We start from the raw sequence: 13,283 nt of genomic DNA on the forward strand, positions 1-13,283 counted from the left end.
AAGAAGGGGAGGCTTATTCACGATAGACGTTCTCGAAGACAACACCCCCGTTCGGCTGCATCTTGAAGCCTCGCAAGTCCTTGCTGGTGGGGATGTACACCGTCGAGTGTGCCATCGTGATCCACGGGCGTTCCCGCTTGAAGATCTCCTGGGCCTGCTCGTAGAGGGCGATGCGCCTGCCCTGATCGGCCGTGGCGCGGGCGGCGTCGATGAGGCGCTCGAATTCCTGGTTGCAGAACTTCACGCCGGACTTGTTGGTCGCGCAGCTGAGGTTGGGCGTCAGGAAGTCGTCCGCGTCGCCGCTCTCGCCGGACCAGCCGCTCATGTAGACCGTGTGCTCGCCGGCATTGGCGCGCTTGAGGTACTCGCCCCATTCGTAGGTGCGGATCTGCGCGCGCACGCCGATGCGAGCCCAGTCCTGTTGGATGAGCTGCGCCATCAGCTGGCCGTTCGGATTCGTGGGGCGGGTGACCGGCAGCGCCCAGAGGTCGAGGTCCAGTCCGTCCGGGAAGCCGGCCTGCTTGAGCAGCGCCTTGGCGCGGTCCGGGTTGTATTCGTTCCTGATCGACTTGTTGTAGCCGGGGATCGCGGGCGGGAAGGGATTCACCGCCTGCATCGCGTCGCCGCGCGGGAACAGCGCGCGGAAGATCGCGTCGCGGTCGACGGCGATGTCCAGCGCCTCACGCACCAGCCGGTTGTCGGTCGGTGCCTTGCGCAGGTTGAAGGACAAGTAGGAGATGTTGAGCGCCTGGATCTTCTCCAGCTTGATGCGCTCCGGATGGCGGTCGATCGCGGCGACGTCGATGTCACGCAGCGGCGAGGTGATCTGGCACTCGCCGGCGAGCAGCTTCTGCACGCGCACGGGTGCCTCGCGGCTGATGGTGAAGATCAGCTTCTGCGTCTTCTGCGGCTCGCCCCAGTAGTCGGGGTTGCCTTCCATGCGGACGACGTCGTCCTTGGCGTAGCTGCGGAAGCGGTACGGGCCGGTGCCGATGGGCAGGCGGTTGATCTGCGCGGCCTTGCCGTCGCGCAGCAGCTGCTGGCCGTACTCCGCCGACTGGATGCCGGCGAAGGCCATCGCGAACCAGGTGACGAAGGTGACGTTGGGCTGGGTCAGCGTGAAGCGGACGGTGCGGTCGTCGAGCTTCTCCATCTTCGCGATCGCCTTGGCCAGGCCGAGGTTCTGCGGATAGATGAAGTTGGCCGGGAAAGCCTTGTTGAACGGGTGCTCGCGGTCGAGGAAGCGGCCGAAGGTGAAGAGCACGTCATCGGCGTTGAGCGTGCGGGTCGGCGTGAACCAGGGGCGAGTGTGGAAGCGGACGTTCTCGCGCAGCGTGAAAGTGAACTCGCGGGCGTCGGGGCTGATGGTCCAGCTCGTCGCGAGGGCCGGCTGCAGCGCGGTGCCGCCGCGCTCGAAGCGCACCAGGCCCTGGAACATCTGGTTGTTGACGTTGTTCGTGCTGGCCGAATCCCATAACCCCGGGTCGAAGCCCTCGGGGCTGGCGTCGGTGCAGTACACGAGCGGCTTGACCGCCACAGCGCCGGCCGCTTGAACAGCGGGGAACGCGGCGGACAGGAGGATGGCCAGCGAGAGGGGGAAAAAAGAGCGCATCGGGAGGAAGGCAAGCCGCGCATTGTGGAAACGCCGCTTCCCAGGTCACAACTGAAATGGGCGGGTTGGACCATAACACTGGGTTATGTGGAGCCGGTCGCGCCTATCGCCCCCTCCTCAAATCACATCGCAGGCCACGAGCCGCCCATCGATCTCCCGCAACTCCGGCCGCACCTCCGCGCAACGCGCGACGGCCATCGGGCAGCGCTGATGGAACGCGCATCCCGTCGGCGGCTTCAGCGGGCTGGGCAGCTCGCCGTGGATGCGGATGCGCTGGCGGCGGTCGGCCGGGTGCAGCGCCGGGGTCGCGCTGATCAGCGCTTGCGTGTACGGGTGCAGCGGCTTGGCGAAGAGGTGGCGCTTGTCGCCGTGCTCGACCACGCGGCCCAGGTACATCACCATCACCTCGTCCGCCACATGCTCCACCACCGCGAGGTTGTGCGAGATGAACACGTAGCCCGTCCCGAACTCCTCCTGCAGGTCCATGAAGAGATTCAGGATCTGCGCCTGGATCGACAGGTCCAGCGCCGAGGTCGGCTCGTCCGCGACGACGATGCCCGGCTGCATCACCATCGCCCGCGCGATCGCGATGCGCTGGCGTTGCCCGCCCGAGAACATGTGCGGGTAACGCTGCAGGTGCTCCTGGCGCAGACCGACTTTCGCGGCCAGCGCCTCGATGCGCTCCTGCCGCTCGGCGCGGCTCAGCGGCGTGTTGATGACCAGCGGCTCCGCCAGCGTCGACGCGATCGTCTTGCGCGGATTCAACGCCGCATACGGGTTCTGGAACACCATCTGCACGTCGCGTCGCAGGGCCTTGCGCGTCGACGCGTCGGCCGCATCGCGGCCGTGGATGCGCAGATCGCCGGAGGTCGGCGTCTCGATCAGCGTCAGCGCCCGCGCCAGCGTGGACTTGCCGCAGCCCGATTCGCCGACGACCGCCAACGTCTTCCCCGGCGCCAGCGAGAAGCTGACGCCGTCCAGCGCCCGCACCGTCGCCTTCGGCGCGAACCAGCCGCGGCTCACGCGGTAGTGCCGGGCGAGGTCGCGCGCCACCAGCAGCGGCGCCGCGCCGGCGGCGGCAGGCTTGTCTGCCACGGCGCTCATGCGACGGACTCCTCGATCAACGGGTAGAAGCAGCGCACGCCGTCGACGACATCGGGCCGATCGGTGCGGCAGCGCTCCTGCACCCGCGCGCATCGCGGCGAGAACAGGCATCCCGCGGGCCGGTCCAGCGCGCCCGGCACGATGCCCGGCAGCGCCTGCAGCCGGTGGGCGCCGCGGTTGTGCTCCGGGATCGCCGCCATCAGCGCGGCCGTGTACGGATGCATCGGCGACTCGAAGACCTCGGGCAACGCGCCCGTCTCCACGACCTGGCCGGCGTACATGACGGCGACGCGTTGCGCCATCTCCGCCACCACGGCCAGGTCGTGCGTGATCATCACCAGCGCCATGCCCTGCTCGCGCTGCAGGCGCAGCAGCAGGTCCATGATCTGCGCCTGGATCGTCACGTCGAGCGCCGTGGTCGGCTCGTCGGCGATCAGCAGCTTCGGGGAACACGCGATCGCCAGCGCGATCATCACGCGCTGGTTCATGCCGCCGGACAGCTCGTGCGGATAGGCCTTCAGCCGGCTCGCGGGATCGGGGATCTCGACCTGCTCCAGCAGCTCCGTCGCGCGCCGGCGCGCCGCGGCGCCGCGCAGGCCGAGGTGGGTGTCCAGCACCTCCTCGATCTGATGGCCGACGGTGTAGCTCGGGTTGAGGCTGGCCAGCGCGTCCTGGAACACCATCGCGATGTCCTTGCCGATCAGCCGCCGGCGTTGCGAGGCGCTCATGCCCAGCAAGTCCTGGCCCTGGAAGCGCAGCGCGGCGGCGCTCACCTGTCCGGGCGGATCGATCAGGCCCATCAGCGCCATCATGCTCACCGACTTGCCGGAGCCTGATTCGCCGACGATGCCCAGCACCTCGCCCGGGGCGACATCGAGGTCCACGCCGTCCACCGCCGGGAACGCGCCGAAGCGCACGCGCAGATCGCGGATCTCCAGCATCACGACACCCTCTTCAGGCGCGGATCGAGCGCATCGCGCAGCCCGTCGCCCATCAGGTTGACGCTCAGCACCGACAGCAGGATCGCCAGACCCGGCAGCGTGACCACCCACGGCGCGCGGACGATGTAGTCCCGCGCGGACGAGAGCATCGTGCCCCACTCCGCCATCGGCGCCTGCACGCCCAGGCCGAGGAAGCCGAGACCCGCCGCCTCGAGGATCGCTGCCGAGAAGCTCAGCGACGCGTTGACGATCAGCGGTGCCAGGCAGTTCGGCAGCACCGCCGAGAACATCAGCCGCCAGGTCGACGCGCCGGCCACGCGGCTGGCGGTGACGTAGTCCTTGCCGAGCTCCGCCAGCGCCGCGGCGCGCGTGAGCCGGACGTACTCCGGCAGGCTGCCGACGGCGATCGCGATCACGGTGTTCGTCAGGCCCGGGCCGAGCACCGTGATCACGCAGATCGCCAGCAGCAGGCCCGGCAGCGCCAGCATCACGTCCATCACGCGCATGACGACCGGCGCGAGCAGCCGTTGATGGAAGGCCGCCAGCAGGCCCAGCAGCACGCCGGGGATCAGCGACAGCACCACCGACGCCAGGCCGATACCCAGCGACACCCGCGCGCCGTGCAGCAGGCGCGACAGCAGGTCGCGGCCGAGCTCGTCGGTGCCGAGCACGAAGCGCATCTGTCCGCCGTCCATCCAGATCGGCGGGGTGAGCATGTGCTCGCGGTACTGCCGCACCGGATCGTGCGGCGAGATCCATGGCGCCAGCAGCGCCGCCAGCGCCAGCAGCGTGAAGACGATCAGCGCGACCAGCGCGCCGCGATTGGCGGAGAAGCCGCGCCAGAACTCGGCGAGCGGGCCAGGTGGCGCGATCGTCGGCGTGGTCGAAGGTGTGGAGGGGAGGGCGCTCATGGACGTCTCAGCCCTGCTTGCGGATGCGCGGGTTCACCACGCCGTACAGCAGGTCCACCAGCAGGTTGACCGCGATGAAGGTGCAGGCCGAGATCAGGATCCCTGCCTGCACCACCGGATAGTCGCGTCGCGCGATCGCGTCGATCAGCCACTTGCCGATGCCGGGCCAGCTGAAGATGGTCTCGGTCAGCACCGCGCCCGCCAGCAGGCTGCCGACCTTCAGTCCGATGACCGTGATCACCGGGATCAGCGCGTTGCGCAGGCCGTGCACCAGCACCACCCGCACCGGCGACAGGCCGCGCGCGCGCGCTGCGCATGTAGTCCTCGCGCAGCACCTCGAGCAGGCTGGAGCGCGTCATCCGCGCGATCACTGCCGTCGTGCTGGTGCCCAGCACCAGCGCCGGCAGCAGCAGGTGCCGCAGCGCCGAGCGCCACGCGCCGGCCTCGTCGTGCAGCGCCGCATCGATCAACATGAAGCCGGTGACGCGCTGGACGTCGTACTCGACCGCGATGCGGCCCGACACCGGCGTCCAGCCCAGGCCCACCGAGAAGAACATGATGAGGATCAGCCCCCACCAGAACACCGGCATCGAGAAGCCGACCGTCGCCACGCCCATCACGCCCTGGTCCAGCAGCGAGCCGCGCCGCAGCGCCGCGCCGGTGCCCAGCGCCATGCCGAGCACGATGGCCAGCAGCAGCGCGAAGAGCGCCAGTTCGGCCGTCGCGGGGAAGAGCGCGAGGAACTCGTGCGACACCGGCTCGTGGGAAACCAGCGAGCGCCCCAGGTCGCCGTGCAGCAGTCCGCCGACGTAGTCCGCGTACTGGCGCCACAGCGGCTGGTCCAGGCCGAGCTCGTGCATCAGTCGCGCGTGGGTGGCGTCGTCGAGCGCGCGCTCGCCCATCATGATCGCGATCGGATCGCCCGGCACCAGCCGGATCAGGCCGAAGGCGACCAGCGTCACGCCGATCAAGGTCGGCAGCAACGAGGCCAGGCGGCGGAGCAGGAAGTTCAGCAAGGCGGGCGGCGGCGGGCGTGCGTGGCGGAGGCGGTCGGGATCAGCCGGGATGGGGGGCGATCGATCAGTACGCCGAGCGCGGCTGGCTGTCCGCCGGCAGCGGCTTCTTCATCACCAGGCCGCCGGGCGTCGTGACGACCTCCAGCAGCGCGGCCGTCTCGGCGTCCATGCCGCCCGAGAAGTCGGCCGGGCGGTACTTCATCTGGAAGGTGCTGATCACTTCACGCGTGGCGGTGTCCAGCAGGCCGGTCTGCGGCGTCTGGTAGCCCACCTGTGCCAGGCGCTTCTGGAACCAGACGGCGTCCGGCACGGGCGCGACCTGGTAGATCGCCTGCTTGATCTGGACCTGCGCGGGGTCCGGCCAGGCGATCAGCCCGGCGTCGGCGAGCTGCTTCCACGGGAACGCCGGACCCGGGTCCTGCTTGCGGCCGGGCGCGATGTCGTTGTGGCCGAGGATGCGGTCCGAGCGGATGCCCTGGCGCGCGACGATCTCCTTGACCAGCTTGATCACGTCGTCGATCTGCGCCTGCGGATAGGGCGCGTAGACGCGGCCCATCGGCGTCTCGGTGAAGCCGGGGTTCACGATCTCGATGCCGATCGAGGCCGAGTTCAGGTTGGTCGCACCGCCCCAGTAGCTGACGCCGCCGTGCCAGGCGCGCCGGTTCTCGTCGACCAACTGGTAGACCTTGGACGGGGTGTCCTGCACCAGGTAGTGGGCCGAGACCTTCCCGCCGGTGGTCAGCACCTTCATCGACTTCTCGAAGTCGATCACCGTGTAGTGGAGGATCAGGAACTGCGCGCGGCTGTCCTGGTTCTCGGAGACATGGGTGCGGTCGATCTGCAGCTGCGTCGGCGAGGCACAGGCCGCCAGCAGGGCCGCGGCGGCGAGGGTCAGGAGCTTGGTTTTCATGAGGCGAGGGCCGCGCGCCGCGCGGCGGCCAGGGCTGTGTCGGGTTGATGGACGGTGAGGGACAGGTCTTGCGGCAGGGCGTCGCGCAGGCCCGATTCGATCGCCGGATGCAATTGCAGCACACGTCCGGCGGCGCTCACCGGACGCGGGCCCAGCCGGCGCGCCAGCGCCAGCGGTAGCCGGGCGAGCTCGCGGCCGGCGCGGCGCAGCAGGGCCAGCGCGTCGGCGTCGTCGTCCTCGGCGGCGCGCGCGACGGCCAGCGCCAGCCGGCCGATCGAACCGCGGCGTGCCGCGCTGTCGCCGCCGTACATGAACGCGCGCGTCGTCGGCCAGTCGGCGCCGCCGAGTTCGTCGAAGAGATGTCGCGCGAGCGGGAGCCGGTCCAGGCGCCGGGCGATTCGTCCTCGCGGCGCCAGACCAGCGCGAGCGCCTCGCGCGCGATCCACTGGCCGCCGCCTTCGTCGCCCAGCAGCGGGCCACGGCCGCCGGCGCGGTGCAAGGTGCCGGCGTCGTCGATGAAGGCCGCGATCGCGCCGGTGCCGGCGTAGACCAGGTAGCCCTCGCCGGGCCGGAAGAGCGCGTGCCAGGCCTGCGCGATGTCGCTGTCGCACTGGATCTGCGCGGGCGCCAGGCCGAGCTGTTGAGCCAGCAGCGCGCGCAGCTGCCGGCCGGCGGGGCCGTCCGGTTCGCCGAGTCCGGTGATGCCGGCCTGAAGTCCGCGCAACGCGCCGGGCGCCGTCTGCGACAGGACCGCGGCGGCCAGCGACTGCAGTGTCTGCGCCAGCACGACCCGGCCGGCGCTGGTGTCCAGCAGCAGCGCGCTGAAGCCGCCGACCTCGCCGCGCGCGACCAGCGTGCCGTCGGGGCGGGCCAGGGCCCAGCGCGTCTGTGTGCCGCCAGCGTCCAGGCCCAGTCCCACCGGTGGCGATGCGGCGCCCGCGCGCGCCGGCACAGGCCGGTCGGGCGCGAGGGGATCGTCGGTGGCGGAGGGCGTCGGACTCATGGCGGCGTTGGCGCGCGGAGCTTACGAGGGGCTCCGCGCGTTCGCCATTGTCAATGCGCGTGGCAGGTATGAGTTGGGCTCATGGCCCGATGGCCGGGCCGACGCTTCGGGCCGGGTCGGCGTCGCGCCATGAAAAACGGGCTCCCGAAGGAGCCCGTTGCGGTGCCGTGAAGGACCGGCCTCGCGGGCCGGTCGATCGCGGATCGTGTCGTGGATCAGAACTCGTAGGCGGCCGTCACCTGGATGGCCCACTGCGATTCGCCCTTGACCTGACGGATGGCCAGGTTGTCGTTGATCGCGTTGGCGTTGGTGCGGTACACGTAGTTGCCCGCCGCATCGATGCCGGCGAAGTTCACGAAGCTGCGACGGTTGCCGCCGGCCGACTGGAACGTCACCTCGTCGATGCGACCCCACTTCTTGTTGAGCAGGTTGCCGATGTTCAGGATGTCGAACGTGACCTTGCCCTTGTGCTGCGGGAAGAAGCCCGGCACTTCCTGGCTCAGGCGCAGGTCGAAGCTGTTCACGAACTGCGAGAACGAGCTGTTGCGCGGCACCACGGCGCCCTTGTACTTCGCCAGGTCCGGGTTGTTGTCGACGATGTTCCAGAACGCGGCCTCGTCCGCCGGGGTGGCGAACTTGACGCCGGGGGCGCCGCGCGAGGCCGGGATGTACAGCAGGTCGTTGCCGGCCACGCCGTCGCCGTTCATGTCGTTCAGGTAGGTCCAGCTGTAGGGCTTGCCCTTGCGGCCTTCCCAGAACAGGCCCACCGAGGTCTTCAGGTTGCTGATGAACGCCTTCTGCCAGGTCACGTTGGCGGTGACGCGGTCACGGATCATGTACGCCGAGTTGGCGGCCACGTTCTCGTTCGGGTTGAAGACGGCGCGCGAGTTGAAGTTGGAGTTCGCCACCGACGAGGTCAGCGGGGAGACTTCCGACGCTTCCGTGTACGTGTAGGCGACGCCGAAGCCGAAGCCGTCACGCGCCGGGCGCTGGAACGACAGGGTGATGGCATTGCCGTCGCCCTTCTTCGTCTTCGTCGCCTGCGTCACGTTGTTGTAGTTGACGTTCGACAGCGCGCGCGAGCGGCCGCCGGCGCAGGTGACCGCGGGCGTGGTGCCCGCGGCCGGCACGTTCGCCGTGATCAGGCTGCCGTTCGGATTCCAGCAACCTTCCTGGTAGCTCTGCGGCGTGTAGTACAGCGAGCGGCCGTCCGGGCCGGTCTTGGTCGGATCGCCCAGGTTCAGGTGCTGGTAGTAGATGCCGGTCTGGACCTTGGTGTAGACCCATTCCACGCCGAAGTTCATGCCGAAGAACGGCAGCTCGGCGTCATAGGCCAGGTTCATCTTCCAGACGGACGGCTGACCCAGGCCCTTCTGGATGAAGTCGACGTTGGCGGCCGGCGTGGTGCCGGACAGGATCGGTTGCTTGGTCGGATCCGCGTTGAACACGCCCGACGCCGTGGCCGAGCAGGCGCTCAGGCCAGCGGCACCGCAGCCGATGATGCGCGTGGCCATCCCGGTGTTGGAGTACGGGTTGGTCAGCCACACGGAGGCGGCCGCTCCCTGGAACAGGCCGGCACCGCCACGGATCTGCTTCTTGTGGCCGGCGCGGCTGTCCAGCGCGTAGTTGAAACCGAAGCGCGGTTGGAACAGGTTTTCGCCGTCGACGGTCTGCGAATTGTCCAGACCGAAGCCGCCGGTGGCACGTTGGATGCCGAAGCGATCGGTCGGCGTCGGTGCCAGCGCACCGACCACCTGGGGGCCGCGGCGGCGGGGTTGAACGTCGGCTTGTCGTCCGTGTTCAACTGGTCGACGCGGAAGCCCGCCGTGATGTTCAGGTCCTTGGAGATGTTCCAGGTGTCCTGCACGAACAGGCCGGCCTGCTGCAGCGTCCACTGCGCGGCGCCGTCATTCAGCGTGCCGCCCGCGACGGGGACCTGCACCTGATAGGACGACGGACGGCCGCGGGTGAAGTTCTCCAGAATGGCCTGCTGCACCAGTGCCGCGGGGGCGGTATTGCAGTTGATCGAGCCGAAGCTGTACTGCCAGGTATTTTCGCAGCCGAACGTGTAGTTGCCGTTCACGTTCTGGAAGAACGCGTTGTAGATCTTGTTGCGCTGGATGTCGCCGCCGAACTTGATCTCGTGATCGCCCTTGACCCAGGTCGCGCCCAGGTAGCCGTCGATCGTCTTCGTGTCGAGGACGTTGAACTGCCGGCTCTGTTCGGTACCGAAGTTGACGAAGCGGCTGGTGTTGGCACTGGAGCCGGCGGGGGCGCCGTCGGGCAGCGCGCCGGTGAAGCGGATGCCGATCGCGGGCAGGTTGCTGTTGTTCTGCGGAACGCTGTTGTAGTCGCGGTTCGAGATCTTCAGCTCGGTGGAGAAGTCCGGCGTCCAGTCGGCGAACCATTGGCCGACGATGGTGTCGATCTTCTTCTTCTGCTGCCACCACTGCGAGGTCATCTGCAGACCGGTCGCGCTGTAGCCGCCGAAGGCACCGTTGTTGGTGTCCGACTGCTCGGTGCGGGCCACGCGGATGCTGGCGCGGTGCTGGTCGTTGATGTTCCAGTCGATCTTGGCGAGGTAGTCCTTGACCGACAGCTGCGACGTGCCCATCACGGTGCCGGTGTCGATGCCGTAAGCATCCTTGGCGGTCTTGGTGATCGCGTCGAGCTGCGCCTGCGAGATCGAGTTGTTCGTCAGCGAGCTGCCGATCGGGCCGAATTCCGGCTGCGCGCGGTTGCTCTTGAGTTCTTCATAGTTGACGAAGAAGAACAGCTTGTCCTTCAGGATCGGGCCGCCCAGGGTGAAGCCCTTGGTGTCTTCCTTGAAGGGCAGGAAGTCGGTGTAGCGCTGGTTGCCGCGGTCGAAGCGCTTGCCCACCATGTCATCGTTGCGATAGACGTAGTAGACGCTGCCCTTGTACTCGTTGGTGCCCGACTTCGTGACGGCGTTGATGTTGGCGCCGGTGTAGCCCTTCTGGGTCACGTCGTAGTTGGACAGGTTGACCTGCACCGACTGGATCGCGTCCACCGAGATCGGCTGCTTGGCCGTCGGCAGGTTGTTGGCTTCCAGGCCGAAGCTGTCGTTGATGGCGACGCCGTCGATCGTGATCGAGTTGTAGCGCGAGTTCTGGCCCATGGCCGAGATCTCGCCGCGTTCCTTGTCGGTCTGTGCCAGACGCGGGTCGTTGCGGGCGTAGTCCTGCAGGTTGCGCGCGATCGACGCGTAGGCGTCCAGTTCGGCGCGGCTGATCTGCGTGCCGGAACCCATCGTCGAGTTGTTGAACTTCGCCGCGGTGGCGCTGCCGGTGGTGACCACGGTCTCGAGCTGCGTCGAGGCCTTGCCCAGCTGCACGTCCAGGCCGAGCGTCTCGGCCAGGGCCAGGTAGACGTTCTCGGAGACTTCGCGGTCGCTGTCCTTGGTCACCGTGATGGTGTAGGGACCGCCCACGCGCAGGCCGCGGGCGCTGTAGCGGCCGTCGGCGTCGGTGGTCTGCGTGTTCGAGGAGCCGGACTCCTTGTGCAGGATCACCACCGTGGCGCCCGCGACGGGCTTGCCGTCAGCGCCGACCACGCGTCCGCCGATGGCGGACGTGGTGTTCTGGGCCATCACCGGCGCGGCCGCCACGATGGCGACCGCGACGGATAGCGCCGTCCGCGAAAAACCCGACCAATCTCTCTGATTCATTTCCTGTGCTCCTGTGCGACGTCAGACCGAAAACCCGTTCCGAGGGGGCGCCAAACGTTCCGCAAACGTTTTCCGTGGCCGACTTCACCGCGACTTGCTGCGCGTTACGTCCTTGCCCGCCCTCGTTTTGTTATTGCGCGAGGCCCGCTGATGCAGGGGCCTTCTTCGCTTATGAAGCAAAAAGCCTACCAGCCGAAACCTGCCGCATCAATGCGGCAATATCGGGAGACCTCTCCTTCACGCCGCGCTGTCAATGCGCCATTCGAGCCCTTTTGTGGGGCCGGTTCCGATGCCTTGCCAACGCGTCAGCGGCGCAGTCTGGACAGCGATTGTTGAGGAGCTGTGACAAGTGTTCACTGGCGTTTGCGGTTGGTGCACCAACGCAACACGTGGGGGAAACATGGCCCTTTGCCGGGGCGCGACGACCTGGGGGCGGCCAGCGAGCCATCCCTGTTTCGAGTCAGTTTCCAAGGGTTTCCCCTAGGCGTGACTACCGCCCACGACCCGGGGGCGTCGTTGCGCCGAGTCGACAGAAATCGCGCGGGTTCAGGCGACGAACGTCGCGCGCGGTCCCTCGTCGCCGATCGCGTTGATGGCGGACAGCACCAGCGTCTCCCCGGGAACGGGCCTGCGGATCCGACCGTCGGACGGCAGCACGTCGAAGCGCCACCCGCCTCCCGGCGGACGGCGCCAGAGCGCGAAGCGGGCCGCCGGCGCACCGGCGACGGTGGCCCGCCAGCCACCGTCCGGTTCGCGCGACACCGACGGCGCCGCACACGGCGGCGAGGACAGCCAGGGACAGGCCGGCGCCAGCGCCGCCTGGGCATAGGCGCCGTCGCGCAGCGTGGCGGCGATGTCCCGGCGGTTCTTGAGCAGGGCGACCATGCTGAAGTGCAGGTGCCCGCCCGTCGCCGGCGCGGTGCGCATGAGGTCGACCTGCGCCGGGATCTCGTCGAGCGGCCAGCCTTCGGCCTCGTTGGCGGCGCGGCTCGTGAACAGGCCCGGCCAGACATGCCGCCCCAGCGGGTTGACGCCCTGCCAGGCGCGCATCAGCGGCTCGAAGGCCTGCGGCTTCTGCGCGCGCGGCCAGTAGAGCTGCGGCGCCACGTAGTCCAGCCAGCCCATCGCCATCCAGTGCTCGACGTGGGCGTAGAGCTTGTCGTACTGCGAGAACCCCGTGATGCCCGCGGGGCGCAGGTCCGGCCGCGGCAGGCCGAACGGGCTGATGCCGACGCGCGCGGCGGGCCGCACCTCGCGGACCAGCTCGTACAGCCGCCGCACCAGCTGGTCGACGTTGTCCCGCCGCCAATCCGCGCGCGGCAGGGTGCCGCCGCCGAGCAGGTAACGCTGCCAGCTGGGCTCGTCCGGGAAGTCGATGTCCTGCTTGGCCGCATCCTGGACCGGGTACGGATAGAAGTAGTCGTCGATGTGCAGGCCGTCCACGGCGTAGCGGGTGAGCAGGTCGCGGCAGACGGCCAGCGTGTGGTCCGCGGCGGCCGGTTCGCCCGGATCGATCCAGAGCTGGTCGCCGTACTTCCTGACCCACTCCGGCCGGGTGCGGCTCAGGTGCGTCGCGGCGGACGCGGACTTCCCGCCGCTCTGTTTTGCCCGATAGGGATTCAGCCAGGCGTGCAGCTCGAGGCCGCGCGCGTGCGCCTGCTCGATCCACAACGCCAAGGGATCGTAGCCGGGGCCCTGGCCCTGCACCCCGGAGAGGTACTCGCTCCACGGCTCCAGCGTCGAGCGGTAGAGGGCGTCCGCGCTGGTGCGCACCTGCAGCACGATGGCGTTCAGGCGCAGCGCGCGCGCGCTGTCGAGGATCGCGTGGATCTCGGCGATCTGCGCGGCGTCGCTCAGGCCGCGGCGGCTCGGCCAGTCGATGTTGGCGACGGTCGCCACCCAGGCGGCGCGGAACTCGCGCGGCGCGGGCGGCGGGCCATCGTCCGGCGCGGCGCCCGGTTCAGCGGGCAGGGCCTGCGGCCGGGCGGTGCCGCAGCCGGACAGCATCGTCCCCACGGAACCGAGTACCGGTGCGGCCAGGGCCGCGGTCATCCACTGTCGTCGTCGCATCGAAGGCTCTCACCTGGCGGCGCCGCGG

At 69.0% G+C, this 13,283-nt stretch carries 10 protein-coding genes and 1 pseudogene; all 11 read right to left on the reverse strand.

Features of this window, described 5'->3' with window-relative positions; genetic code table 11:
* Positions 1-13: 13 nt before the first annotated feature.
* The gene (locus tag ACQ859_RS03665) at positions 14-1,612 is read right to left on the reverse strand and encodes an ABC transporter substrate-binding protein (protein WP_431264638.1); all 1,599 of its coding nucleotides are present in this window, start codon (positions 1,610-1,612) and stop codon (positions 14-16) included.
* A gap of 117 nt (positions 1,613-1,729) precedes the next feature.
* Positions 1,730-2,716, reverse strand: coding sequence for a dipeptide ABC transporter ATP-binding protein (locus tag ACQ859_RS03670; protein ID WP_431264639.1), 987 nt, complete (start codon positions 2,714-2,716; stop codon positions 1,730-1,732).
* Complete coding sequence (locus ACQ859_RS03675) at positions 2,713-3,657, reverse strand: ABC transporter ATP-binding protein (RefSeq protein WP_431264640.1); 945 nt, start codon at positions 3,655-3,657, stop codon at positions 2,713-2,715. The genes ACQ859_RS03670 and ACQ859_RS03675 overlap by 4 nt, the downstream gene beginning before the upstream one ends.
* A complete protein-coding gene (locus ACQ859_RS03680; protein WP_431264641.1) occupies positions 3,657-4,568 on the reverse strand; it encodes an ABC transporter permease subunit in 912 nt (303 codons plus the stop codon). The genes ACQ859_RS03675 and ACQ859_RS03680 overlap by 1 nt, the downstream gene beginning before the upstream one ends.
* Before the next feature lie 7 nt (positions 4,569-4,575).
* A pseudogene (locus ACQ859_RS03685) lies at positions 4,576-5,584 on the reverse strand (ABC transporter permease).
* Between the two features lie 64 nt (positions 5,585-5,648).
* Complete coding sequence (locus ACQ859_RS03690) at positions 5,649-6,494, reverse strand: N-acetylmuramoyl-L-alanine amidase (protein WP_431264642.1); 846 nt, start codon at positions 6,492-6,494, stop codon at positions 5,649-5,651.
* Entirely contained in the window at positions 6,491-6,634 is a 144-nt protein-coding gene (locus ACQ859_RS03695; RefSeq protein WP_431264643.1) for a hypothetical protein, read from the reverse strand. Before ACQ859_RS03695 ends, ACQ859_RS03690 begins: the two co-directional genes overlap by 4 nt.
* Positions 6,631-7,497, reverse strand: a complete 867-nt coding sequence (locus ACQ859_RS03700; RefSeq protein ID WP_431264644.1) for a BadF/BadG/BcrA/BcrD ATPase family protein — start codon at positions 7,495-7,497, stop codon at positions 6,631-6,633. Before ACQ859_RS03700 ends, ACQ859_RS03695 begins: the two co-directional genes overlap by 4 nt.
* A gap of 215 nt (positions 7,498-7,712) precedes the next feature.
* On the reverse strand, positions 7,713-9,044 hold the full coding sequence (locus ACQ859_RS03705; RefSeq protein ID WP_431264645.1) for a hypothetical protein: 1,332 nt from the start codon (positions 9,042-9,044) through the stop codon (positions 7,713-7,715).
* Positions 9,035-11,185 (reverse strand): TonB-dependent receptor, encoded by a 2,151-nt coding sequence (locus tag ACQ859_RS03710; protein WP_431264646.1) that lies wholly within the window; start codon positions 11,183-11,185, stop codon positions 9,035-9,037. The genes ACQ859_RS03705 and ACQ859_RS03710 overlap by 10 nt, the downstream gene beginning before the upstream one ends.
* 546 nt (positions 11,186-11,731) lie before the next feature.
* The gene (locus ACQ859_RS03715; protein WP_431264647.1) at positions 11,732-13,255 is read right to left on the reverse strand and encodes a glycoside hydrolase family 10 protein; all 1,524 of its coding nucleotides are present in this window, start codon (positions 13,253-13,255) and stop codon (positions 11,732-11,734) included.
* Positions 13,256-13,283 lie beyond the last annotated feature (28 nt).

This window comes from Roseateles chitinivorans (assembly GCF_050632235.1).
In the GTDB taxonomy this organism is placed as follows: Bacteria; Pseudomonadota; Gammaproteobacteria; order Burkholderiales; family Burkholderiaceae_C; genus Roseateles; species Roseateles chitinivorans_A.

What these genes read in the sequence shown, in the direction of transcription:
- ACQ859_RS03665 (WP_431264638.1), bottom strand. Translation starts at nt 1,612, where the DNA reads ATGCGCTCTTTTTTCCCCCTCTCGCTGGCCATCCTCCTGTCCGCCGCG.
- ACQ859_RS03670 (WP_431264639.1), bottom strand. Translation starts at nt 2,716, where the DNA reads ATGAGCGCCGTGGCAGACAAGCCTGCCGCCGCCGGCGCGGCGCCGCTG.
- ACQ859_RS03675 (WP_431264640.1), bottom strand. Translation starts at nt 3,657, where the DNA reads ATGCTGGAGATCCGCGATCTGCGCGTGCGCTTCGGCGCGTTCCCGGCG.
- ACQ859_RS03680 (WP_431264641.1), bottom strand. Translation starts at nt 4,568, where the DNA reads ATGAGCGCCCTCCCCTCCACACCTTCGACCACGCCGACGATCGCGCCA.
- ACQ859_RS03690 (WP_431264642.1), bottom strand. Translation starts at nt 6,494, where the DNA reads ATGAAAACCAAGCTCCTGACCCTCGCCGCCGCGGCCCTGCTGGCGGCC.
- ACQ859_RS03700 (WP_431264644.1), bottom strand. Translation starts at nt 7,497, where the DNA reads ATGAGTCCGACGCCCTCCGCCACCGACGATCCCCTCGCGCCCGACCGG.
- ACQ859_RS03710 (WP_431264646.1), bottom strand. Translation starts at nt 11,185, where the DNA reads ATGAATCAGAGAGATTGGTCGGGTTTTTCGCGGACGGCGCTATCCGTC.
- ACQ859_RS03715 (WP_431264647.1), bottom strand. Translation starts at nt 13,255, where the DNA reads ATGCGACGACGACAGTGGATGACCGCGGCCCTGGCCGCACCGGTACTC.